General features: G+C 40.1%; 18 protein-coding genes. 11 read left to right on the top strand and 7 right to left on the bottom strand.

What is annotated here, in order from left to right:
* Nucleotides 1-1,845 (top strand): succinate dehydrogenase flavoprotein subunit, encoded by a 1,845-nt coding sequence (gene sdhA, locus PU02_RS01750; RefSeq protein ID WP_053943810.1) that lies wholly within the window; start codon nucleotides 1-3, stop codon nucleotides 1,843-1,845.
* Between the two features lie 14 nt (nucleotides 1,846-1,859).
* Complete coding sequence (locus PU02_RS01745) at nucleotides 1,860-2,639, top strand: succinate dehydrogenase iron-sulfur subunit (RefSeq protein WP_053943809.1); 780 nt, start codon at nucleotides 1,860-1,862, stop codon at nucleotides 2,637-2,639.
* 443 nt (nucleotides 2,640-3,082) lie between these two features.
* Here the strand turns inward: PU02_RS01745 and PU02_RS01740 are convergent, their stop codons facing one another.
* Nucleotides 3,083-4,327 (bottom strand): ubiquinone biosynthesis hydroxylase, encoded by a 1,245-nt coding sequence (locus PU02_RS01740; RefSeq protein ID WP_053943808.1) that lies wholly within the window; start codon nucleotides 4,325-4,327, stop codon nucleotides 3,083-3,085.
* Nucleotides 4,328-4,504: 177 nt separating this feature from the next.
* Here PU02_RS01740 and PU02_RS01735 point away from each other — a divergent pair, with 177 nt between their 5' ends.
* From PU02_RS01735 to PU02_RS01715, 5 genes are all read left to right on the top strand, one after another.
* Nucleotides 4,505-6,937, top strand: coding sequence for a DNA translocase FtsK (locus PU02_RS01735; protein WP_053943807.1), 2,433 nt, complete (start codon nucleotides 4,505-4,507; stop codon nucleotides 6,935-6,937).
* A 131-nt stretch (nucleotides 6,938-7,068) separates the two neighbouring features.
* The gene (locus PU02_RS01730) at nucleotides 7,069-7,701 is read left to right on the top strand and encodes a LolA family protein (RefSeq protein WP_053943806.1); all 633 of its coding nucleotides are present in this window, start codon (nucleotides 7,069-7,071) and stop codon (nucleotides 7,699-7,701) included.
* A gap of 5 nt (nucleotides 7,702-7,706) precedes the next feature.
* Nucleotides 7,707-8,522: an exodeoxyribonuclease III gene (locus tag PU02_RS01725; RefSeq protein ID WP_053943805.1), complete on the top strand. Its 816-nt coding sequence runs from the start codon at nucleotides 7,707-7,709 to the stop codon at nucleotides 8,520-8,522.
* Nucleotides 8,523-8,916: 394 nt separating this feature from the next.
* On the top strand, nucleotides 8,917-10,155 hold the full coding sequence (locus PU02_RS01720) for an efflux RND transporter periplasmic adaptor subunit (RefSeq protein ID WP_053943804.1): 1,239 nt from the start codon (nucleotides 8,917-8,919) through the stop codon (nucleotides 10,153-10,155).
* A gap of 3 nt (nucleotides 10,156-10,158) precedes the next feature.
* Complete coding sequence (locus PU02_RS01715; protein ID WP_053943803.1) at nucleotides 10,159-12,177, top strand: MacB family efflux pump subunit; 2,019 nt, start codon at nucleotides 10,159-10,161, stop codon at nucleotides 12,175-12,177.
* Nucleotides 12,178-12,537: 360 nt separating this feature from the next.
* Here PU02_RS01715 and PU02_RS01710 read toward each other — a convergent pair whose 3' ends face one another.
* The 5 genes from PU02_RS01710 to PU02_RS01690 all read right to left on the bottom strand — a co-directional run bounded on the left by PU02_RS01710 (nucleotide 12,538) and on the right by PU02_RS01690 (nucleotide 17,984).
* Nucleotides 12,538-13,227, bottom strand: coding sequence for a YdcF family protein (locus PU02_RS01710; RefSeq protein ID WP_071628355.1), 690 nt, complete (start codon nucleotides 13,225-13,227; stop codon nucleotides 12,538-12,540).
* Between the two features lie 84 nt (nucleotides 13,228-13,311).
* Entirely contained in the window at nucleotides 13,312-14,286 is a 975-nt protein-coding gene (locus PU02_RS01705; RefSeq protein WP_053944618.1) for a cell division protein FtsX, read from the bottom strand.
* Nucleotides 14,279-14,938, bottom strand: a complete 660-nt coding sequence (ftsE, locus tag PU02_RS01700; protein WP_053943802.1) for a cell division ATP-binding protein FtsE — start codon at nucleotides 14,936-14,938, stop codon at nucleotides 14,279-14,281. Before ftsE ends, PU02_RS01705 begins: the two co-directional genes overlap by 8 nt.
* Before the next feature lie 151 nt (nucleotides 14,939-15,089).
* Nucleotides 15,090-17,048, bottom strand: coding sequence for an acetate--CoA ligase (gene acs, locus PU02_RS01695; protein WP_053943801.1), 1,959 nt, complete (start codon nucleotides 17,046-17,048; stop codon nucleotides 15,090-15,092).
* Nucleotides 17,049-17,303: 255 nt separating this feature from the next.
* On the bottom strand, nucleotides 17,304-17,984 hold the full coding sequence (locus PU02_RS01690) for a YggS family pyridoxal phosphate-dependent enzyme (RefSeq protein WP_053943800.1): 681 nt from the start codon (nucleotides 17,982-17,984) through the stop codon (nucleotides 17,304-17,306).
* A 146-nt stretch (nucleotides 17,985-18,130) separates the two neighbouring features.
* Between PU02_RS01690 and leuS the strand changes: the two genes are divergently transcribed.
* Both leuS and PU02_RS01680 read left to right on the top strand, forming a co-directional pair.
* Nucleotides 18,131-20,749 carry a leucine--tRNA ligase gene (gene leuS, locus PU02_RS01685; protein ID WP_053943799.1) on the top strand — a complete coding sequence of 873 codons (2,619 nt, stop codon included), beginning with the start codon at nucleotides 18,131-18,133 and terminating at the stop codon, nucleotides 20,747-20,749.
* Nucleotides 20,736-21,347, top strand: a complete 612-nt coding sequence (locus tag PU02_RS01680) for a hypothetical protein (RefSeq protein WP_053943798.1) — start codon at nucleotides 20,736-20,738, stop codon at nucleotides 21,345-21,347. The genes leuS and PU02_RS01680 overlap by 14 nt, the downstream gene beginning before the upstream one ends.
* Before the next feature lie 8 nt (nucleotides 21,348-21,355).
* Here PU02_RS01680 and fsa read toward each other — a convergent pair whose 3' ends face one another.
* Nucleotides 21,356-22,009 carry a fructose-6-phosphate aldolase gene (gene fsa, locus PU02_RS01675; RefSeq protein WP_053943797.1) on the bottom strand — a complete coding sequence of 218 codons (654 nt, stop codon included), beginning with the start codon at nucleotides 22,007-22,009 and terminating at the stop codon, nucleotides 21,356-21,358.
* 348 nt (nucleotides 22,010-22,357) lie between these two features.
* On the opposite strand from fsa, the gene PU02_RS01670 reads away from it, so the two are divergent.
* Both PU02_RS01670 and PU02_RS01665 read left to right on the top strand, forming a co-directional pair.
* A complete protein-coding gene (locus tag PU02_RS01670) occupies nucleotides 22,358-24,547 on the top strand; it encodes a primosomal protein N' (RefSeq protein ID WP_053943796.1) in 2,190 nt (729 codons plus the stop codon).
* Nucleotides 24,548-24,620: 73 nt separating this feature from the next.
* A complete protein-coding gene (locus PU02_RS01665; protein ID WP_053943795.1) occupies nucleotides 24,621-25,238 on the top strand; it encodes a hypothetical protein in 618 nt (205 codons plus the stop codon).
* Nucleotides 25,239-25,275: the final 37 nt, after the last annotated feature.

Here is a 25,275-nt window from a genome sequence, read left to right as displayed (position 1 = left end):
ATGGCAGGTAAGGCATCATCTTCGAGTATAAAGACAAAAAATACCCCTTACAATTTTGTAGACCATCGTTTTGATGTTGTTGTGGTGGGCGCTGGTGGGGCAGGTTTACGTGCAACTCTTGGTATGGCTGAGCAGGGGTTAAAAACAGCGTGCATTACGAAAGTTTTTCCAACACGTTCACATACGGTTGCAGCGCAAGGTGGTATTGCTGCGTCATTGGCAAATATGGGACCTGATAATTGGCAGTGGCATTTGTATGATACGGTGAAAGGGTCTGATTGGCTTGGCGATACTGACGCAATGGAATATTTGGTGCGTAATGCGCCTGCGGCTGTGTACGAGTTGGAACATTATGGAGTTCCTTTTTCACGAACAGAGGAAGGCAAGATTTATCAGCGTCCTTTTGGAGGGCACACAACAGAGTTTGGAGAAGGGCCGCCTGTTCAGCGTACTTGTGCTGCAGCTGACCGTACTGGGCATGCTATTTTGCACACACTTTATGGGCAAAGCTTGAAGCATAATGCACAGTTCTTTGTTGAATATTTTGCTCTTGATTTGATCATGACCGATGGTGTTTGCACAGGTGTTGTTGCATGGAATTTAGATGACGGTACCATTCACCGTTTTGCTGCTAAAATGGTTGTTCTTGCTACTGGGGGATATGGTCGTGCTTATTTTTCAGCAACCTCAGCACATACATGCACAGGAGATGGCGGTGGAATGGTCGCGCGTGCAGGGTTGCCCTTGCAAGATATGGAATTTGTTCAATTCCATCCGACGGGAATCTATGGCTCTGGTTGTTTGATTACGGAAGGGGCTCGTGGTGAAGGGGGCTATTTGGTTAATTCTGAAGGGGAGCGTTTCATGGAACGTTATGCTCCTTCCTTTAAGGATCTAGCTTCCCGTGATTTGGTGTCACGGTGCATTACACTTGAAATTCGTGAAGGGCGTGGTGTTGGACCTAGGAAGGATCATATCCACTTAGTCCTTAATCATATTGATCCAGCTGTTTTGCATGAGCGTTTGCCAGGAATTTCTGAATCTGCGCGTATTTTTGCAGGCGTTGACGTAACAAAAGATCCAATTCCTGTCTTGCCTACCGTGCATTATAATATGGGGGGCATACCAACAAATTATTATGGGGAAGTTTTAAATCCGACGGCTGATTCTCCTGATCGTGTACAGCCGGGTTTGATGGCTGTAGGTGAAGCAGGGTGTGCCTCTGTTCATGGTGCTAACCGTTTAGGATCAAATTCATTGATTGATCTTGTTGTATTTGGGCGTGCAGCAGCAATTCGTGCTGGCCAAGTTATCGACAGAGATGCGGCAGTTCCTGCAATTAATGAAGAGGCTGTTGATAAGATTATGGCGCGTTTCGATCATTTGCGTTTTGCTCAAGGGCATATACCGACAGCTGTGTTGCGTGAAAAAATGCAACGAGCTATGCAAGAAGATGCTGCAGTATTCCGTACAGCTGTCTCTTTAAAACAAGGGTGCAAACGAATTAGTGAAATTTGGAAAGAACTCTTCGATATCAAGGTAACGGATCGTTCGTTGATATGGAATTCTGATCTAGTTGAGACATTGGAACTTGAAAATTTGATGGCCAATGCCATCACGACCGTTCATTCTGCAGAGGCGCGTTTGGAAAGTCGAGGGGCGCATGCACGTGAAGATTATCCGGAGCGTGATGATAAAAAGTGGCGTCGCCATACCCTTGCGCATTTATCAAAGAATGGGAAAGTTATATTATCATATCGACCCGTTCATGTGGATCCCTTAACTTCTCAAGAAGAGGGTGGGATTGATTTAAAGCGGATTGCTCCTAAAAAGCGTGTTTATTAGAGGAAAAGTGAGACATGGTACAAATAAGGCTGCCCAAAAATTCTCGGGTTAAACCTGGAAAAATTTGGCCTAAACCTGAAACTTCTGCACAATTGACAGAATTTCATGTTTATCGCTGGTCACCAGATGATGATGATAATCCTCGGCTTGATACTTATTATGTTGATCGTTCAGCTTGTGGTCCGATGGTTCTTGATGGTCTTTTATTCATTAAAAATCATGTTGATCCAACATTGACTCTGCGTCGGTCATGCCGTGAGGGCATTTGTGGCTCGTGTGCGATGAATATTGATGGAAAAAACACCCTTGCTTGTACTAAGGGGATGGATGATGTTGCATATCCCATTAAAGTTTATCCGTTGCCATCTATGCCTGTTGTTAAGGATCTTGTTCCTGATCTGGAGCATTTTTATGCGCAACATCGAATCATTGAACCTTGGTTACAGACTGTTTCACCTGAACCTGCTAAAGAATGGTTGCAGAGCCACGCTGATCGCCAAAAGATTGACGGTCTTTATGAATGTATTCTTTGTGCATGTTGTCAAACTTCATGTCCAAGTTATTGGTGGAATGGGGATCGTTATTTGGGGCCTGCCATTTTACTTCAAGCTTATCGCTGGATTGTGGATTCACGCGATGAGATGCGTGGTGAACGTCTTGATGATTTGGAGGATCCTTTTCGGTTATACCGGTGCCATACGATTATGAATTGTATGCAGACTTGCCCGAAAGGCCTAAATCCAGCTAAGGCAATCGCTGAAATTAAAAAACTTATGCTTGAGCGTCGTCTTTGAGTGGTAAATAGTACAAAAGTAGGCATTTGTCTGTGAGAGTGCAAAAAATATAGAAAATGTCTAGTGTTTGTCTTTTTGCGCAAGGGAAGTTGGTAAGACGATATGTTTTCAGCAAGGAGTAGTGCGGCTGCGCGTTGATATTTTCTTTGGCAACATAGGAGACGATATGCTCAAGTAGATAGGTTGTGCGCTTATGTTCAGCTGATGGTTATTTTTGAAGTTTTGTAATATATTTTTGAGAGGCTTTTGGTAATCTTTTCTTTGTTTTTGCAATTAAGGGAAGGTTTTATGCTGCCTTGGTTTGTGTGCATCTATGAGTATATTGGGCAGAAAATCTAAAAGCTTTGCTATCTTACTTACTCAAGGCGTAAATGCTTTTCTGATCATGACATTTAGAAGATTGGGTAGAAAATAGGAAATACGATATAGCCACCTTTGCAATTTTAGAGTGGATGTCCCTGTAAGAGACGTGGGGCATTAGGTGTAAGACCAGAAGCTTCTTGGATGAGATAGCGTTTTATCTTGGGCATTTGATTAACAAGACCAAGACCTATATCGCGCAGTGTACGCACGACGAAGATATCATTTGAGAAAAGTTTATTTAACCAATCATTGCTTAAAGCCATACGCACGACTGTGAAGCGACGCCAGCTTTGATAACGTTCAAGCACTGTGGTAGAGCCAATATCAAGGCCTAATCGTGTAGCTTCGATGATTATCTGTGCTAAAGCAGCACTATCATGGAGACCTAGATTAAGTCCTTGTCCTGCTAGGGGGTGGATTGTGTGAGCTGCATCACCAATAAGAGCAAAACGGGGGCTGATACATTGACGTGTTAAAGCAAGAGTAAGAGGAAATCCTCGTCGTTCACCGTTCCAAGAAAGTTGCCCAAGATGATGACCAATGCGTTTTTCAAGCTCCATTAAAAAAAGCTCCGCATCAATGCTAAGGTAATTTTGGGCTATTTTACGATCTTCACTCCACACGATAGAGGATTGATTACCTTTGAGAGGTAAAATGGCGAAAGGTCCTGTAGGAAAAAAATGTTGTATTGCTTGACCATAGTGGGGTTTTTCATGGTGAACAGTGCATAGAATAGCTATTTGTTTGTAGGGGCGCAAAAAATGTCTTATATTTGCCCTTTTGCGCAATCGAGATTGTGCTCCATCAGCTGCGATAAGTAGTGGTGTTCGCCAAATTTCACCATTGCTTAAAGTAACGATTGTGTGTTGGTCTTCGCAGTGAAAATCAACAACATTTACTCCATTTATGAGGGGAATTTTTAGATCGTTTGTGCGTTTTTTCAAACTATCCAAAAGTCTATTATATTCCACCATGACTGCAAATGGTTCGTTAGGGGTTACATCTCCCTCAAAAGTCAGAAAAGGTTGCTTAAAAGGATCACAAGCACGTGAGTCTGTGATGACCATTGAATGGATAGGTTGAATATAGGGTATGAGCTGTTCCCAACATTGTAATTGTTGAAACATGCGGACAGAAGAAGCTGCAATAGAAAGTGCTTGTATGTCTTTAGAAGATGGCGCATATTCAGGAGATGCCTCAACGATATTGATCTGTAATTCAGGGGCAGCTTGTTTGAGCGCTATCGCAAGTGTTAGGCCAACAGCTGCACCACCTGTGATTAAGAGATCGCAATGTTGTATATTTTTAGGAATATCGGAAGGCATGATATTTTCTCTTTTTACGTGAGACATATTCATTAGAGATAAGAGTTGTTTTACTCTAGGTATCACTTTTTTGCTTTTGTAAAAAGAAATTATCGTGAAGATGGTTGTGTTTATATTTTTTTGTTATAAGGTCTTAGGTATATTCCCTATAAATTGTTTTGCGTTTGGAACTGGTTCATGCACCATAATTCTTCCCTTTATGATGATGTATCGGAAAAATCGAGTAATCATAGTTCACCACTTATAAGATTTTTTTTACGACAGATTGGTGTTTTTGTTGGTCTTGGTCTTTTTGGGTGTATTATTTTCTGTGTTATTGCGTTAGCGACGTGGAATGCAGAAGACCCGTCTTTAACTCATGCTAATGTGCAGAAGGTTACCAATCTCATGGGGTGGCCTGGGGCGATCTTTTCAGATCTTTTCATGCAGCTTTTTGGTTTGGCAAGCAGCTGTATTCTGTTATCGCCTTTTTTTTGGTCGCTTTTATTGATGACATATAAGGGTATACGTAATTTTAGGTTTCGTCTTTTTTTATGGTTAATTTCAGGATTGTGCTTCACAGCGTTCTTTGCCCTGGGAACACCTCTTTTTTCATCAACATCTTGGCCTTTACCTGTTGGTTTCGGAGGATTTGTAGGAGATAAAATTTTAGCAGCTTTTTTCCTTTTTTTCCTTTTTTCGTCTCCATTCTATAGCATATTGGGAGGAATTTTGCTTGCATTTTTAGGTTTTTTTAGCGCCATTTGTGCTGGCGATGTTGTGTGGAGAAAGGAATTTTGCACAGAAAAAAAGATTCAAAAAGCTGAAATTACGGAACCAATTGTCGATGTAGAAGAAGATACTGACCATATTGTTAATGAGACAAAATTTGGTTTTTTCACTACAGTTTTTGGAGCATTTTTACATATTATTTATTATGTGCAAGCACGATTGGGCTATTTATTACTGTTGAACAGACGATCTCAGCGAAAAGATGTGAATTTTGATCGGATTGAGCCAATCTTTGATGATGGCAAGCAAATAAGAGAAATAACTCATGAAAAATATGAAGCCCCTATTGTTTCTGCTCAGAAAGCTGCGTTTAATCCATTCAGGATTTCATCAAATGATGATTTTACTCTTCCCTTTTTAGATTATCTTTCTGTTTCTCCTCCTGTTGAAAAAGATACAGGGCTTTCTCCAAAAATTTTAAAAGAAAATTCTCATGAATTAGAGATGATTTTGCTTGATTTTGGGGTTAAGGGTAAGATGATTGATGCACGCCCTGGTCCGGTTGTTACCCTATACGAATTTGAACCGGCTGCTGGCATTAAGTCTTCACGCATCATTGGTTTGGCAGATGATATAGCTCGTTCAATGCGCGCAATTTCAGCGCGCGTTGCCGTGATACCAGGGCGCAATGTCATTGGAATAGAGCTCCCTAATGCAATGCGTGAGAAAGTTTATTTGCGGGATATTTTGCAAACGAAGGAGTTTCTTAATAATCAAGCAAAGCTGTCTCTTGCTTTAGGTAAGACTATAGGAGGAGAGACGGTGATTGCAGATCTAGCAAAAATGCCACATCTTTTGGTTGCAGGAACAACAGGATCAGGTAAATCTGTTGCCATTAATACTATGATTTTGTCTCTTCTTTATCGGATGACTCCTCAGGAGTGTCGCTTGATTATGGTTGATCCTAAAATGCTCGAGCTTTCGGTATATGATGGTATTCCACATTTGTTGACGCCAGTAGTTACAGATCCCAAAAAAGCAGTCATTGCTCTTAAATGGGCTGTACGTGAAATGGAAGAACGTTACAGTAAGATGTCTAAAGTTGGCGTTCGCAATATCGATGGGTTTAATGAACGTCTAAAGGAGGCACGTGATCAGGGTGAGACACTGACACGTACCATTCAAGTTGGATTTGATGAAGAGACTGGTCAGCCATTGTATGAAACAGAGACGTTTGATTTTGATCCCATGCCGTATATCGTTGTTATTATCGATGAAATGGCTGATCTTATGATGGTTGCTGGTAAGGATATTGAGGGAGCAGTACAGCGTTTAGCACAAATGGCGCGTGCTGCTGGTATTCACGTGATTATGGCAACACAACGTCCCTCAGTGGATGTGATTACAGGAACCATAAAAGCGAATTTTCCAACACGTATTTCTTTTTTTGTAAGCTCAAAAATTGATAGTCGAACAATTCTTGGAGAACAAGGAGCTGAACAATTACTTGGGCAAGGAGATATGCTTTTTATGATGGGAGGTGGGCGTATTCAACGTGTTCATGGTCCTTTTGTAGCTGATGGTGAGGTAGAGCAGGTGGTAGCACACCTTAAAGCCCAGGCACGGCCAGACTATTTGGAAGTTATTACTCAAGAAACAGAAGATCATAGTGCAGATGTTGCACTCGCTTCTGTGGGTAGTGATCTTTACAGTCAAGCTGTTGCCATTGTTTTACGTGATCGTAAAGCTTCAATTTCTTACATTCAACGCCGCTTGGGGGTTGGCTATAATCGTGCCGCATCATTGATCGAGCGGATGGAAGAAGAAGGTATCATTGGTCCAGCAAATCATGCTGGTAAACGAGACATTTTAGTATCTACTGAAGAAGAAGTACTGTAGAAATAGATGTTTTATTTCACATTTCAATATAGTTTTAAGTAATGTATACTATTTTTTCTTATTCTGTGGGTAAAGATATTGTTATTTAAATAAATATGAGATTATTAATTATTAAGAGGGAAGGAACAACTGTGAAAACACCTTATATATTATTTAATAAGGCTGTATTTATTTGTAGTTTTCTTATTTGCGCAACTTTATCTTTTTCAGCGTTTGCGCAATCATCTTCTCAAGTGGTACGTGCTCAGGATATTGCAAATCATTTTGCTGCGATTAAAACAATGACAGGTGATTTTGTACAATTTGGCCCGAAGGGTGAAGTAACGGAAGGAACGTTTTATCTAGAACGTCCAGGGAAAATTCGCTTCAGCTATAAAGAGGGTTCTTTACGCATTATATCGGATGGTCGATCCATAGGTATTAATAACCGATCTTTGAATAATTGGGATCTTTACCAATTATCTCAGACACCTATGAAGTTATTATTGGGAGATAGCATTAATCTGTCATCTGAAAATTTGTTGGCTTTTTCTGAAAATTTAGAAGCTATAACGGTTGTTTTGCGTGATAAAACTCTTGGAAAAGGGTATATTAGGATGGTTTTTGAACCAAAAACTTATGCATTACAGCGATGGACGATTGTTGATCAGCAGAACTTAGAAACAACAGTTGAAATCAAGAATGTACGCACAGGAGTTCGATTCGCCGCAGGAATGTTCAAAATTCCATATCAGGATATTGCAATGCAACGGCGTCGGGATTGAAGCAGATGTTGGTTAGTGTTGCAACGTGGAACGTTAATTCTGTTCGTTTGCGCCTTTCGCATATTTTACGTTATTTGTTCCTTTTTTCTCCGGATATTTTGTGCTTACAGGAAACGAAATGTCCTGACGATTTATTCCCACGTGAGGACTTTGAGGCAGCAGGTTATACCCATATAGCATTAAATGGTCAAAAGTCTTATAATGGTGTAGCAATTGTTTCACGGTTGCCTTTTGTTAAGGTCGAAAAACGATTTTTTTGTCAAAAAGAAGATTGTCGTTATCTTTCTGTTATTATTGAATCTTGTCATCGGGCTATTCGAATTCATAATTTGTACGTTCCAGCTGGTGGTGATGAGCCTGATGTTCATATTAATGAAAAATTTCGCCATAAACTTGATTTTTTGGAGGAGATGTCGACCATAAAAGCTGATCAGAGAGATGGTTTGTCATCTCTTTTATTGGGTGATTTAAATATTGCTCCTTTGGAAGATGATGTGTGGTCTCATAAACAATTATTAGGGGTTGTAAGCCATACGCCAGTTGAAACAGAGCGGTTACAGTCTTTATGTCATGAAGGGGGATGGGTTGATGTGATGCGTGTGCAGTTTCCGGTACCTACAAAACTTTATACATGGTGGAGTTACCGCGCGCGTGATTGGGTATCTTCTAATCGTGGGCGGAGGCTTGATCATATTTGGTCTTCTCCAGATTTAGTTCCCTTTATTGATAGTCTTTCGATTTGTCGTGATACGAGAGGATGGGCACAACCTTCAGATCATGTTCCTGTGTGTGTGGTATTTGATTTTTCACGCAAAATTTGAAATAGTTACGGGGTGGAAGGGAGAAATTAGTTATTTTAAGTAACAAATTATGATGTAATAATCGGCAGTGGAGTAGTACGTGGAAAGGTGGTTTTGCATCCTTTTTACGCTTTGGCTGTGCATTGTTAGGCTGCACTATTTAGTATTAGTAACCTAGCTATAAAGGGCGAATTTCAATGTAGTTGAGCTAGAGCTATTTCTTCTGTTTTTTAGGCAAATATCTACACAGCAATTTTTTCTAATAATTTTAACAAATTGTATAATTGCTGAAGATGAAATTGCAGAGAATGACAAAATCGCAAATTGAGGGAGAAAGCGCATTCGAGCTTTGAGAAAATAAAAGGGGAGTTGCGTTGGGTTTTGGGATGAAGAGTTTATTTATGGAAGTAAATGTATGAAAAAGAGTTCAATTATACAATGGGTAAAAAAATTTATCAAAGAACGTAAAAAAGTTTCCATTTTTTTATGTGTGCTTTTTTGTATCCTGCTTATCTCAGTGACTCGCTCTATTTTTGCTTCAGATACGTCTGTTTATATGACAGCAGTTGTTAAGCGTGGTGACATTGAGGAAAGCGTTTTAGTTTCTGGGATTGTTCGTCCTCATAAATTGGTTGCTGTAGGAGCACGCACGACGGGACGTGTTGCTGCAATGCATGTCGTTCCTGGAGATGTTGTGAAAAAGGGCGATTTACTGGCGGAGATTGATGCAACCGACGAAGAAAATGATCTTAAAAGGAAAAAAGCTGTTTTAGCCCATTATAATGCCAGGTTACAGGAACAAGAATCTTATCTTTTTCAAGCACAAGCTAATTTAGATCGTCAGAGACAGATGATAGAACGCCATGCAACCTCAAAAGTGACATTTGATGAAGCCGAAGTGCAGGTGGGAATACGTAAAGCACAGCTTGCTCAACTTAAGGAGCAAATCACACAAGCGCAAATTGATGTAAACAGCGCAGAGGCTAATTTGAGTTATACGCGTATAGAAGCGCCTTTAGCAGGAACAGTTCTTGCAACGATTATTGAAGAAGGACAAAATGTTAATGCCGTTCAATCGGTTCCAACGGTTGCTATTTTAGGGGATTTGTCAAAAATGAAAATAACCATGCAGATTTCTGAGGCTGATATTCTTAGGGTGCATGCCGGACAACCCCTTTATTTTACAGTATTAGGGAATATTCAGCGCCGCTATGAAGGCACCTTAGAAAGAGTAGATCCTGCACCAGAATCAATACGTGCAGATATAGGCATTAATCCTGGTTTATCAGGAAGTACAAGTTCTTTATCATCATCTGCGGTTTATTATAATGGACTTGTTCATGTCGATAATAGTGACGGTTTCTTGCGGACCTACATGACTGCTCAGGCTCGTATCATATTGAATAGTGCTCAGGATGTTTTATTGGTTCCAAGTGATGCTTTACACAATGAAACAAAAGACAATAAAGCATGGGTGCAAATTTTGGTTGGGGCAAATAAGGTTGTAACAAAACAAGTTGTTGTCGGTATCAATAATAGAACAATGGCTGAAATTGTTTCGGGAATCAATGAAGGTGATGTCGTGATTATTGGTTCACGTGATGCGTCAACAACGGTTATGCCGTCTGATTTGAATGATAGTGATGGGATATAAGATATGCAAGCAGAGCCAACAGAAACAGATGCTATCCTTTTTTTGGAAGGTGTGGAGCGTGAATTTCGTGTAGGTGAAGAGGCTGTTCGTGTATTGAAGAATATTAATCTTACCATTCGCCGGGGTGAAATGGTTGCAATTGTTGGTGCTTCTGGTTCAGGCAAGTCAACATTAATGAATATTCTAGGGTGCCTTGATAGACCGAGTTCTGGCCGTTATTACGTTTCTGGAAAAGAGATAGCTTCACTTTCTGCTGATGATTTATCTGCTTTACGGCGTAATCATTTTGGGTTTATTTTTCAACGCTATCACCTGTTAGGGATGTTGACAGCCCTTGGAAATGTTGAAATGCCAGCCATTTATGCACAATGTTTGCCGGGAGTGAGGAAAAAACGAGCACAGAGCTTGTTGACGCGTCTGGGTATGAGTGATCGCATGCAGCATTACCCAAATCAGCTTTCAGGGGGGCAGCAACAGCGTGTATCAATTGCGCGTGCTTTGATGAATGATGCTGATATAATTCTTGCAGATGAACCAACTGGTGCTTTGGATAGACAAAGCGGCGAAGAAGTTTTGCGCATTCTGGATGAACTTCATCAAGATGGACGCACTATTATCATTGTTACTCACGATATGCATGTGGCTAAAAGAGCGGAGCGCATAATCGAATTGAGTGATGGAAAAATTATTGCGGATAGCTTGTCAAAAACGCATCAAGATCAAGATAATGAGCGGGAAGAAAATACACAAAAAGAACATAGGCAGATATCTGAAATAAAAGATCCATTAATCACCAACCATAAGCTTGGTTTTGTTCACCTTTTTATTGATCGGTTTCGTGAATCTTTCATGATGGCATTGTTAGCAATGCAGGCACATCGTATGCGGACTTTTTTAACAATGCTTGGGGTTATTATTGGTATTTTTTCTGTTGTTGTGATGGTTTCTTTAGGTGCAGGCACGCAACGAAAATTGCTTGAAATTTTTCAAGGTTTTGGAACCAATACATTAACAATTTTACCAGGGAAAGATTTTTCTGATAGGCAAGCAGAAAAGATAACCAGCTTGGTTGAGGCAGATGCTGAAGCACTTTCTCAATTATTTTATGTAACGGGTGCAACTCCCCAAATTTCAGCAAGCTCAACAGTTAATTATGGTTCTATTGAAGTTGGTGCTGTGATTATGGGTGTAGGCGAACAATTTTTTGCGACACAGGGGTTCAAAGTTATTGAAGGACAGACCTTTGACCAGCGCAGCATCCATGAGCGCGCCATTGATTTGGTTATTGAAAGAAGTGCTATTTCCACTCTTTTTCCTAATGAAAGTGGAAGTGCTATTGGAAAAATTATACGTATAGGCCAGGTACCAGCACGGATTATTGGTGTTGTCGCTCCTCATCAAGAATCCGGTCCATCTAATACATTGCAGATTTATATGCCCTATACGGCTTTGCAAACACGTTTCTTAGGAACAACGAGTGTTCGCGCAATTACGCTGAAAATTGCTGATAATGTAGATTCGCGATTAGCTGAGGCAGCTGTACAACGTTTTTTAATTAAACGACATGGTCAGAAAGATTTCTTCATTCAAAATTCAGAAACATTCCTTGAGCATCTTATGGCAGGCACGCGAGTTTTAACTATGTTGGTTGCGTCAATTGCAACAATTTCATTAATTGTTGGGGGCATTGGGGTCATGAATATTATGCTGGTTACCGTTACTGAGAGGATTAGCGAGATTGGTGTGCGTATGGCTGTTGGTGCCCGTCAAAGTGATATTTTGCAGCAATTTTTAATTGAAGCGATTTTAGTCTGTGCGATTGGGGGTATTTTGGGGGTCCTTTTGGGTTTTTCAGTAGGTGGTTTATTTGTACTGTTTGATGCACCGATCCGCTTGGTCTATACATTTAATTTAATTGTTTCTGCAGTTCTTTTTGCAGGATTTATAGGTATATGTTTTGGGTTTTTCCCAGCAAGAAAAGCTTCACAACTTGATCCTGTTATTGCCCTTGCACGGGACTGATATTTATTTGTTATGAAGAACATGATGCATGGATAATCCTTATCTTAAAGATAACAAGAGTTATGTACAAAAAGGTACGGTCATTTTACCTTTTCACGACCTTAAGAAGAGGTGTGGTGTTCAGGAAATATGCGTGGTTTCATCTGCCTTTGTAAGAAAATTCTTTTATGGGGTATGTTGCAGAGTCATTCACGTTGTTATGGATGATATTTGCATTTAAGGAATAAAGGGACAATATTCGCATTGTAAGAAATTTTTATCTATTGTGGAGACACAGAAGAATCATCGATGAAAAAAGAAATTTTGCCAGTCATTCCATTTATAAAGATAATATAGATCTCGTGCTTATGTAGGAGTTATTTATCCAATGACTTTGATGGCAGTGAAATTCATGTCTTTTAAAATCTGAAAGTCTATTGCCGCATCTGAGATATTTGTAGAAGTGGGCTTGCCCAAATTTAATAAAGTTCTGATGCGAACATAGATATTTTTGAGATATTCAGAAGTTATTATACGAATTTGATTCATTTGTTTAATAAAATCTACAGTTTCTCGATCTTTGATAGGATAAGGGATGAAACTGACTTGAGGTATCAGTTGTTTAAATTCAAGTAGGGAGCGTGCCATATGATAATCGTGGGTAACGATATAAACTGTTTTGTAATTATATTGTTTAATCCAAGAAGCACTTTCTTCAGCATTGCCTCTGGTATTTGTTGCTTGATGTCCAAAATCAACACAACAAGCAAGGAGAAGTGGATCAATAAGCGCAGTGTCGATTAGTCTTTTGGGATCGATCTTTGTATTAACTCCACTGATTAATAATCGTGAACCTAGTCCTTTTTGTAAGAGATGCAGTCCTGTTGTTATTCTGTTATGCCCACCTGTCAAGACAATGATTGCATCGGCTTCCGGTAAGGGGCTTTGAGGTTCAAGATATCTTACTTTTTCTGAAAAAATGATGAAATCTACACAAATAAAAAGCAAAACAATCGAAAAAATAAGGATTGTTGGTGAGCAATAACGGAAAAAGAGCTTGTAATATTTCATGATGTAGGAAGCTATCTTGGAAAAGAAAATCTTTAGATTATCTTTTGTTGAAAGTTTGAAATTTATTTAATTTTAGCTGCAATGTTAAAATAGTCCATCGTCATATTGATCCATTTTTTTCAATTGTCTTAAGATAGTCATCCGGCTTGTGAGTATTGTGAGGAGAGAAATAGAGAAAATAAGCATAATAATCTTAATATATGTGCTCATATTGATTGAAAAATATCCAAATAAAGCAAGAATTTGATTTGTTTCAACAGTTCCTAAAGTACGGTGTATCCAAAGTGAAAAAATGTGAAAAAAGAAAACACCTGTAACACCACCATACAAAGCACCACGAAGCGCAGTTTTGAAAAAATGTTTGTCAAATTGTTGGGCAATGAAGATGTTTTGGGTACCAATGAAGTGTAAGACATTAACAATATGCACATTTTCTGCTAGAGCATTACGTGTTGCGAAGATAATAGTCAGCATCAATGATCCCAGAATTAACGCTAAAATTGTAAAGCTAATCAAGATAGTTGTCTGTGCCATTGTAGTGAAATGGTGGATCCAGAAGCGGTGGTCATTAAATCGGCCTCCTGGTATTTTTTCTTTAACAGCTTTGTGAATAGCCTGGAAATCGATGTTTTTGCCTTCTTCTAGCGTAACAATTATCAGACGAGGAAGCAGTAATTTGTCAAAGGATAGATCTGTTCCAAGCCATGGTTCGAGCAATTTTTTTGTAGAATTTTGATCAACGATTGTAGCTTTTTGTACACCACGAAATGTTTGTACTAATTGAACAGCATTTTTTAAATTTTGTTCAATATCAATTTTATCAACGGGGCGTATTTGAATTGTCGCTTCACGATTGATCTGGTTGCTCCAGTTATGGGTTGCACGCTGCACCAAGTCGACACTACTGAGAGCCAAACTTGAAAGAAATGTCATAATAGCAATGACAGCAACCAAGGCTTGCCCAGATATATTACTACTCGGAATAATAGCTGATCTTGTTGTGCTTTTGCGCTTATAAATAAGTTTTTTAAAGTCAGAAATGGGTAAAAATTTATTCATAAATAACCATCCGTCCATCTTGCAGAATCATGCGGCGTGCTTTGACTTGTTCCATCAAGGAGATATCATGCGTCGCTATGACTATTGCTGTACCAAGACGGTTTAATTCAATGAATAAGCGTAAAAGGCGTTTTGCCAAAGGTGGATCAACATTGCCGGTTGGTTCGTCAGCAAGGAGAATATCAGGCCGACTAATAAGTGCACGTGCAATAGCGAGTCGCTGTTTTTCTCCTCCTGAAAGAATGGGGGGTAAAACATGGATGTGATTACCAAGACCAACCCATCGGAGAAGATCTTCCACTTCATGGCGGTAAGCTGCTTCCTCTTGTCCTTTAATATGTAAAGGCAAAGAGACATTTTCATAGGCTGTCATGTGGTCGAGTAGACGAAAATCTTGAGAAACAACACCGATACGTTGTCGTAAAGAAGGAAGCTCCTGTCGTTTGAGCAGTGCTGTATCTTTTCCAAATAAATCAATATGACCACGCGTTTGTTTGATGGTCAAAAACATGAGACGCATCAGGGATGTTTTTCCAGCTCCTGAAGCTCCTGTTAGAAATTGGAAAGAGCCGCGAGGAATATGAAAATTCATGTCACGCAATATTTCGGGCCCCATTCCATAACGCAGACCAACATTCTCAAAACGAATCACTTTTAATTCTCATTGTCTTTAATTATCTAACTTATCAGCCTCTTTGTTTCTTCGACGCTCTAAGTATATTTGTTTAATATTTTCTTCTTTTTTTAAAAAAGCACAGAATTTTTTATAAATTTTGGCTTAAATGGCGTAAAAAATTTATGCATTAAGTGATTTTCTCCTTATTTTGTCGATTAGCAATAAGATCATCGACAATTTGTGGATCAGCAAGAGTTGATGTATCTCCTAAATCTTTAAAATCATTTGCAGCTATTTTGCGTAAGATTCGCCGCATAATTTTTCCTGATCGTGTTTTGGGTAAGTGAGAAGAAAATTGAATTTGATCTGGTGTGGCTATGGGGCCGATTTCTTGCCTCACATAATCAATGAGTTCTTGATGGAGCGCTTCACTAGGTTTTACTTTTGTCATTAAGCTTACAAAGCTGTAAATGCCTTGCCCTTTAATGGGGTGGGGATACCCCACAACGGCTGCTTCTGAAACAGAAGGATGTGCAACAAGTGCCGATTCAATTTCAGCAGTTCCTAGTCTATGTCCAGAGACATTAAGAATATCATCGACACGTCCTGTAATCCAATAATATCCATCACTATCACGCCGACATCCATCGCCTGTGAAATATTTTCCTTTATAGGTTGAAAAATAAGATTCCACAAAGCGTTTATGATTATTGTAAAGAGTTCGCATTTGGCCAGGCCATGAATCGACAATACAGAGATTACCTTCAGCTTCTCCTTCTAAAATATTTCCTTTAGAATCAACAAGTTGTAGTTGAACGCCAAAAAAGGGATGCGTAGCAGAGCCTGCTTTAAGTTTTGTAGCACCAGGTAAGGGAGTAATCATATGGCCCCCTGTTTCTGTTTGCCACCATGTATCAAGAATAGGGCAACGGCTTTCACCAACCGTATTATAGAGCCATTTCCACGCTTCTGGATTGATAGGCTCTCCCACCGTTCCCAAGAGGCGCAAAGACGTTCTTGCGGATCTTGTGACGAATTCATCTCCTGCACCCATAAGAGAGCGGATTGCTGTTGGTGCTGTATATAGCGTATTAACCTTATGTTTATCCACAATATCCCAGAATCGTCCCTGATCAGGGAAGGAGGGTGTACCTTCAAACATTAAAGTTGTTGCACCGTTACATAAGGGACCATAAATAAGGTAAGAATGGCCAGTAATCCAGCCGACATCAGCTGTACACCAGTAAATTTCACCGGGACGATAATCAAAAACATATTGGTGGGTCATTGAACTATAGACAAGATAACCAGCTGTTGTGTGCAAAACACCCTTCGGTTTTCCTGTTGATCCTGAAGTGTAAAGAATAAAAAGAGGGTCTTCAGCGTTCATTTCTTCCGGTGGGCAATCAGCTGTCACATGAGGTATTTCTTTGTGGTACCAGAAGTCACGTTCTTCAACCCAATTTATTGGTTGGCTTGTGCGCTGAACGACCATGACTTGAGTGACATGCATATTTTGTCCTGCTGCGATGTCGATAGCCCGATCTACATTTTCTTTTAAATTAACGACCTTATTACCACGCACAGCTTGATCAGCGGTGATGATAAAGGTTGATTCTCCATCAACGATACGGCCTGCTATGGCTTCAGGAGAAAAGCCAGCAAAAATAACCGAATGGACAGCACCAATGCGAGCACAAGCCAACATAGCGTAAGCTGCTTCAGGAATCATAGGAAGGTAGATGGTAACTCTATCTCCTTTTTTAATTCCTCGATTTTTTAAAATATTGGCAAAACGACATACATTTTCATAAAGTTCACGATAGGTTATCTTCTTATCGTGATAGGGGTTATCACTTTCCCAAATCAGTGCGATTTGGTTTCCACGGTCTTTTAGATGGCGGTCAATGCAATTATAGGCGACATTTGTGGTTCCATCCTCGTACCATTTAATTGAAACTGTATCATCAAAAGATGTATTTTTGACTTTTGTGTAGGGCTTAAACCATTCAATACGCTGACCATGTTTTGCCCAAAATCTTTCTGGATCCTTGATGCTTTCTTGATACCATTGTTGATAAGTTTCTTGGTTAATTAAAGCACTTTTTTCGATATCACTTGGTATTTGATAGATCTTATTGGGCATGCATTTTCCCCTCTTTCATTTTTTCTGCCCAGATTACACTATAGCGTCTTGAAAAGTAAATTTTAAATTTTGCAAGATTATATTTGGTAGGATGTTCTGATAGGTTTAATTGCTAGAATAAGAACTTTGCAATCAACGACTTTTTTCACAGGTTCTCATACAGAGATTTTCAGTAAAATGGAAAAAGTAGCTAGCTTATTTTCCTTTTATTTTCTACGAGCAACAAGGGGAACAGAGGGTGAAAAGAAGGACTGTTCAAAGAGGGCGTTGTCCAAACAAAGCTGAACCAATACGCAGGACATTAGAGTTGAATTGAAGGGCGATTTTAAAATCATTTGACATGCCCATGGAAAGTTTTGACAAGTTCGCTTCTTTGGCCAATTTTGCCAGAAGGGCAAAATAAGGTCCAGGATTTTTGTGTAATGGGGGAATAGCCATTAAACCTATAACATTAAGTCCATGATGATTTTTGCATCGGTTTGCAAAGGATATTACTTCCTGCGGTGCAAGACCACTTTTTTGTGTTTCTAGCCCGATATTAACTTGAAGATAGCAAGGGAGAGATTTTTTTTGTTTGCACATTTCTTCTGCTAGATTTTGGGCTATTTTATCTCGATCAACAGTTTGAATAACATCAAAAGTTTTAACAGCCTCTGCTGTTTTGTTGGACTGTAAAGGGCCAATTAAATGAAGTTCAAGAGTGTGAAATTGTTGGCGCAAGGGGGGCCATTTTTGTGCAGCTTCTTGCACGCGGTTTTCGGCAAAGAAAGAGTGCCCTGCTTGTAAAAGGGGAATGATTTTTTCTGCAGAAACTGTTTTGGAAACGGCAATTAATTGAACATCATCAACAGAGCGGTGATATTCTTTACAGGTCTGAGCAATCTCTTGTTGAATATTTCTCCATGCTTCGAGAGAAGAGGGGACGATCTCATTCATGATCTTATGCTTTCCGTTTTTTATGATTCAGGTTATTACTGATAAAAGCTTGTTACAATTTTCATTGAAAATGTTGACGATAATGTTAATCCATGGTGATGCTAAGGAGCTTTTTATTTAATGTATGGTGATAGAGTATAATAGAGATGGTAGTTGAACGCTATAACGCACGTGCACAAGAACAAAAGTGGCAAGCTGTTTGGGATGAAAAGAAGATTTTTCAAACCACTCATGAAGATGAAGGTGAGAAATATTACGTTCTAGAAATGTTTCCCTATCCCTCTGGTCGCATTCATATGGGGCATGTGCGCAATTATACGATGGGGGATGTTATTGCGCGTTATAAACGTGCAAAAGGATTTAATGTTCTTCATCCCATGGGGTGGGATGCGTTTGGTATGCCGGCTGAAAATGCAGCTATGCAGAACAAGGTGCATCCAAAAATTTGGACTGAAAGAAATATTGCAGTTATGCGTCAGCAGTTAAAGCAGCTAGGACTCTCTTTAGATTGGTCGCGTGAATTTGCAACATGTGATGTGAGCTATTATCATCGCCAACAAATGCTCTTTTTAGACCTTTATAAAAAAGGGCTTGTGGTACGTAAAGTTGCCAAGGTGAACTGGGATCCTGTTGATCAAACAGTTTTAGCAAATGAACAAGTGGTGGATGGTCGTGGTTGGCGTTCTGGTGCGCTGGTTGAACAGCGCGAATTGACTCAGTGGTTCTTTAAAATTACTGATTTTAGTGATGATTTGTTGAAAAGTCTTGAAGGGCTTGAAGCATGGCCAGAAAAAGTTCGTGTCATGCAAAAAAATTGGATAGGTAAATCTCAAGGACTTTTCATTCGCTGGGCTCTAGATAAAACTCAGGCAGAAGATTTATGTGAAGAATTTGATGAAATTACCTGCTATTCAACGCGTCCTGATACTTTGTTTGGGGCCTCTTTTTTAGCTCTTTCTGTGGACCATCCTCTAGCGCAAAAATTAGCACAAAAAGATCAAGAGCTGAGTCGTTTTATTGAAAGTTGCCGTTGCAGAAGTACAACAACAGAAGCATTGGAAACAGTAGAAAAAGAAGGTTTTTTAACTAAAATTTTGGCTGTTCATCCATTAGATTCAGCAATTCGGCTTCCTGTTTATATCGCTAACTTTGTTTTAATGGATTACGGGACAGGGGCTATTTTTGGATGTCCCGCTCATGATCAAAGGGATTTGGATTTCGCCTGTAAATATGGTTTGCCTGTGTGCGCGGTAGTGTTGCCTGAGGGAGAGGATGCCGGTTTCACAATTTCTGAAACCGCATATACTGGTGATGGCGTGATGATTAATTCGGGGTTTTTAAACGGACTCACACCAAAGGAAGCTTTTGAGAAGGTAGCGCAACATCTTGAAAAGCAAATTCTAAATGATCGACCTCAAGGGGAAAAAACAGTACAGTTTCGGCTGCGTGATTGGGGTATTTCACGACAACGTTATTGGGGGTGCCCAATTCCTATGATTCACTGTGCTGATTGTGGGGTTGTGCCTGTTCCGCAAAATGATTTACCAGTTATTCTACCTGAGGATGTTACTTTTGATCAACCTGGTAATCCTCTTTCACGCCATGATTCATGGAAAGCGGTGACTTGCCCATCTTGTGGCAAGTCGGCCAAGCGTGAAACCGATACAATGGACACTTTCGTTGATTCCTCTTGGTATTATGCTCGCTTCACTGCTCCCTGGGCGCAAGGGCCAACAGATCCAGCAATAACAGCTCAATGGCTTCCCGTTCAGCAATATATCGGGGGAATTGAGCATGCTGTTTTACATCTCTTATATGCTCGCTTTTTTATGCGTGCCATGAAATTAACTGGCCATACTTTTGTGGATGAGCCATTTAAAGGGCTTTTTACGCAAGGCATGGTTGTTCACGAAACTTACCGTGATACTCAAGGGTGGGTGTCTCCAGAAGAAGTGGAAATTGTGGAAAAGGATGGGAAACGTTGCGCCTATAAACTAACTGATCAAAGTGAGGTGGCGATCGGTTCAATCGAAAAAATGTCAAAATCAAAAAAGAATGTAATTGATCCTGATGAGATTATTGCTTCCTATGGTGCTGATACAGTGCGTTGGTTTATGTTGTCAGACTCTCCTCCTGAACGTGATGTTATTTGGTCAGAAGCAGGGATTGAAGGAGCTTATCGCTTCATACAACGTGTTTGGCGTTGTGTTGCATTGAGTGCTCCTGTACTGAAGGAAGTAATGCCATGTGAGGGTAAAAAAGGAGAAGCCTTGGAGCTATCAAAGGCAGTGCACCGCACGCTTTGTGCCGTTGAGGATGACCTGGAAAAGCTGGCGTTCAATAGGTCTGTTGCTCGTTTATACGAGTTATTGAATGTAATAGCGCCATTTTCAAATATGGCAGATAAGCTTGATGATGAGATGAAGTCTGCTTTACGTCAAGCGATGGATTTTTTCTGCATTATGATTGCACCTATGATGCCACATTTGGCAGAGGAATGTTATGCGATTTTAGGAGGGAAAACACTTGTATCAGAGCTGTCTTGGCCTATTTATAATAAGGTTTTAATTGTTGAAGATTTTATTACTTTGCCAGTGCAGGTTAATGGTAAAAAACGGGGAAGTGTAATTGTTCCTGCGGAAGCTGATCAAAAGGCTATTGAACATGCTGTTCTTGCACTTGATTTTGTTCAAGCACTATTAGTAAAACAGTCAATTAAGAAAATTGTTATTGTGCCAAAGAGGATTGTCAATGTCGTTTTCTAACTTACGTTCTTTAATCCTTTATGCATGGATATTGATGCTGTTTTCTGGCTGCATTATTGAGCCTCTTTACCACCAAGAAATTGTAAGGGAGACAGTAACAACTTCTGTTATAAGGGAAGGTCCTCCGATATTTATTTCACCAAGTTTTTCCACAAAGCTTGCATCAATTGTGGTTGATGAACCTCTTGATCGTTTTGGTCAAATGGTACGCAATCGTATACTTTTTCTTATCTATGAAAAAGGGGGAGGCCCTATAGTGCCGGTGTATAAATTATCCCTAAAAACATCTGTTTCTGGAGAACTGTCTCTGTGGGGAGGTGGTGAATTGACGATGGAAAAAATGAAACAAGGTCTGGCAATGGAAGCAATGAAACAAGGTCCCGTTGGCATAATGCGGGGTCAGGCTTCTTATGTCTTAGAGGATAAAGTGAGAAATCTTGTTGTAGCGCGAGGGACAGTAAAGACGAGTGCCCAATATCGTCATTTTTTTCAAAATCATGGGACACAGCAGTCTGAAAGTGACGCAAAAAAACGTGTAGCCGAAGAATTGGCTGAACAAATTTTTATGCAGCTTAGCAGAGAGCTTGCGCGGTTTTAGAGCAGGGTTTAAGCAATCTTTTGGCCTGTTTTAGCCCAGTCTGTTAAAAATATTTGTAATCCTTTATCCGTTAGAGGATGTGACACTAGGTCTTTTAAAATTTTTGGTGGGACTGTTACAACGTCAGCCCCACTTAATGCGGCCTCCTTTACATGTGTGACCGTACGGATGGATGCTGCCAAAATTTGTGTAGAAAACCCATAATTATCATAAATAGTGCGGATATCGTGTAGCAATTCCAGACCATTTATTCCACAGTCATCTAATCTTCCGACAAAAGGTGAAACAAATGTAGCACCGGCCTTAGCTGCTAACAAAGCCTGAGTAGCAGAAAAACAAAGAGTAAGATTTGTTTTTAACCCTCTTTCTGTAAGGGCTTTGCATGCTTTTAGCCCATCAAATGTTAAGGGAAGTTTGATACAAATATTCTCAGCAATTTTTGCTAAAATATCTGCTTCTTTCATCATTGTATCAAAGTCTGTTGCGGTTACTTCAGCAGAAACAGGCCCTTGGACGAGTGAGCAAATTTCTCGTGTCACTTCAAGAATATGGCGTCCAGATTTCAGAATAAGAGAAGGGTTCGTCGTGACACCGTCAACCAAGCCTAGATTTTGTAATTCTTGGATATCTTCACAATTCGCACTATCCACAAAAAATTTCATTCTTGGCCTCCTTGATGAATTTAAAGCCTTTAATATTGAAAGTTACCTGATGACTCACATTAAAATCGTTTTATGCGCTATTCTTGAGTGTGAAAGCAAGAGATGAATTTATCTATGTTTGTGCGTTATGGGATAATTGTGAATAAAAGCATGAAGAGAAGAGCTATAGCTGTATTGCACACTATAAGTTAAATTTTGGATCAATCTCTATTGGTGATGAAGAAGGACAGATAGGGATCGATTTGTATGAAAAAGAAGTGTTAAGAGCAGGTACCTTCATATTCAAATGAGGGTTTAAAACCTGATGAAGCGCAAAAAATAATGCAGTGATACAAGGTAAAATCAGACGTGTCAGAAATAAAAATTGTTTCAGTTTTAGTACCGATTCCTGTGTCTCATGCTTATAGTTACAAGGTTTCTTCTGCTACAGAGGTAGGAGTTGGTTCCTTTGTTCAGGTTCCCGTTGCGGGAAGGACTCTTTGTGGTTTTGTTGTGTCAGTTGATACACATATTTCTGGTGATGAAAAGCCTGTCTCTTATGATAAGTTACGTGCGATTTCCCGTGTTTTTAATTGTCCGGCTTTAAAGGCTGAAACGATTGCTTTTTTGCGTTTTGTTAGTCAATATACGATGACTCCGCTCGGTCTTATTGCACGGTTGGTTCTTTGTGTTCCTGCTGCTTTAGACCCTGAAGAACAGGGCGTTGGTTTGCGTTATTGTGGAGGAGAGGTTGAGCGTTTAACTGCTGCTCGATTACGTGTTTTAGAGTTAGTCCGTGATGGAGCGGTGTGGACACGTTCTGGTCTTGCACATGCAGCTGGAACTTCTCCTTCTGTTGTTGAAGGGTTAAAGGCACTTGGAGTATTGGAAGAAGCTGTTTTGCCGATATCTCCTCTTGTAGCGCAGGCTAATCCTGATTTTTGTCCGCCTATTTTAGAGGGAGATCAAAAAGCAGCAGCAGTCTTTTTGCAGGAGGGTGTATCCTCTTCACGATTTCAAGTATTCCTCCTTGATGGTGTAACAGGTTCAGGAAAAACAGAGGTTTATTTTGAGGCAGTGGCTCAAGCGCTAAGAGAGGGAAAGCAAATTTTAATTTTGCTTCCAGAAATCGCCTTAACACAACAATTTTTAGATAGGTTTCACGCACGTTTTGGGGCTTTAGCTGCTGAATGGCATTCAGATTTAGCTCCGCGTCGTCGGGAACGTGTGTGGCGGCAAGTTGCAGAAGGGCATGTTCGTATTGTCGCCGGCGCGCGCTCGGCACTTTTTTTACCTTTTCAAAATCTTGGACTCATTGTTGTTGATGAAGAACATGATAGCGCTTACAAGCAAGAAGAACGTATTTTTTATCATGCGCGTGATATGGCGGTTGCACGGGGTTCTTTTGAACAGTGCCCTGTTATTTTATCGTCTGCAACCCCTTCAGTTGAAAGCCAAGTGAATGTTTTGTGGGGGCGCTACCAGCGCGTGCACTTGTCTTCACGTTTTCAAGCAGCTGCATTGCCGACGTTGAAGGCAGTTGATATGCGGAAAGGAGGGGTGGGGAAAGGACGCTTTATTTCTTTTGCTCTTGAAGATGCACTCAAACAAACCCTTGATAAAGGGGAACAATCTCTCCTCTTTCTTAACAGACGTGGCTATGCTCCCTTAACCTTATGTCGAATTTGTGGTTATAGGTTTCATTGTATGGAGTGTTCAAGCTGGTTAGTAGAACACCGTTTGCAGGGCTGTCTCAAATGTCATCATTGTGGGCATTGTCAACCTATTCCAGAGGCGTGCTGTGAATGTGGAACACTTGATCATTTAGCTGCTTGTGGGCCTGGGGTGGAGCGTATCGCTGAAGAAACACAAAAGCTCTTCCCGCAGGCGCGATTATTGATCTTATCAACGGATTTAAAAGGGGGTGTTGGGCAATTACGTCGTGAATTAGAATCAATAACAAATGGAACTGTTGATATTATTATCGGGACACAATTAGTGGCGAAGGGACATCACTTTCCGGGGCTTTCTTTGGTTGGAGTGATTGATGCTGATCTTAGCCTTGCCAATGGTGATTTACGAGCAGGAGAACGGACATTTCAGCTTTTGTCTCAGGTAACAGGAAGAGCAGGACGTATGGGGTTGGATAGTTTGGGGTTATTGCAAACTTATCAACCAGACCATCCTGTTATACAAGCCCTGCTTTTGCAACAGCGTGATGATTTTTATGTGCGTGAGCTTGCCGTTCGTCAGAAGCATTATTTACCACCTTATGGGCGGTTTGCGGCATTGATTATATCTTCAAAAATGCGCAAAATTGCAGAAAATTATGCCCGTGTTTTACGTCAAGCTGCCCCGGTTGTGCAGAATGTATCCTTGATGGGGCCTGCAGAGGCGCCATTGGCAATGGTCCGTGGGCGTTACCGCTTTCGGCTTTTACTGCATGGGCCACGTTCTTTTGATATGCAAGGATTTATTCAAACTATGCTTGCTCAAGCACCAAAAATGCCAAGTGTAGTGCGGGTGCAGATTGACATTGATCCACAAAGCTTTTTATAAAAAAGATTAAGAGAATGGATGCATTCATCAAGGTGTTTCATAAAAGAGAAACGATTGGCAGAAGGGGAATGATTTGGCTGAGATAATAAGGTTTCTTGTTCTTGGTGTGCTCTGTTTTTTCTGTATATCGGGAGGATTAGCACATTCGTCGGTAACAAAAGTTATTCGAGATAACGAAAAACAAGAAATGCGCAATATTGATGCCACGGCATTCATTTTTTCTTACAAATTGGTCAGAGAGTCGTACAAAATATTCAAGCCTATGATTGCGGCTCCAAAGCAAATGATGGCTGCTCTTTGTGGTTCTCCAGTTAATAATGCACGGCAATTGATCTACCAATATATTACCTCTTATCATGATGTGCTCGTGCGTGACATTGTAGATTTCAATAAGATGCTTAGTTTTCAACATACAGAAACCCCGAAAATTGGGCCGCTTACGGAACAGGTTTTAAAAAATTTACATGCTTACTATCAAATTATGGAAAAGGGCGTTCTTCTCAATCTTTCAGAGGATGTGATGGTTGCTCGTTTAGCTGATGAGAGCTTCAAAATGGACTTATTGTTATCTCAGTTCGGAGAAAAAATAACAGGATCAGTTTTTGATACGTTTCACGAAGCGGATATGACCAAATTGGCTTTATTATCTGAGGATATCAAAAAAGGACTCAGAGAAAAATGTGAATCCTGAAAGAATGTGAATCTTGAAAGTTAGGTTAGTTTTTTCC

Origin of the sequence: Bartonella ancashensis (assembly GCF_001281405.1) — a bacterium.
GTDB lineage: Bacteria > Pseudomonadota > Alphaproteobacteria > Rhizobiales > Rhizobiaceae > Bartonella > Bartonella ancashensis.
This window is presented reverse-complemented; position numbering and strand designations above follow the sequence as displayed.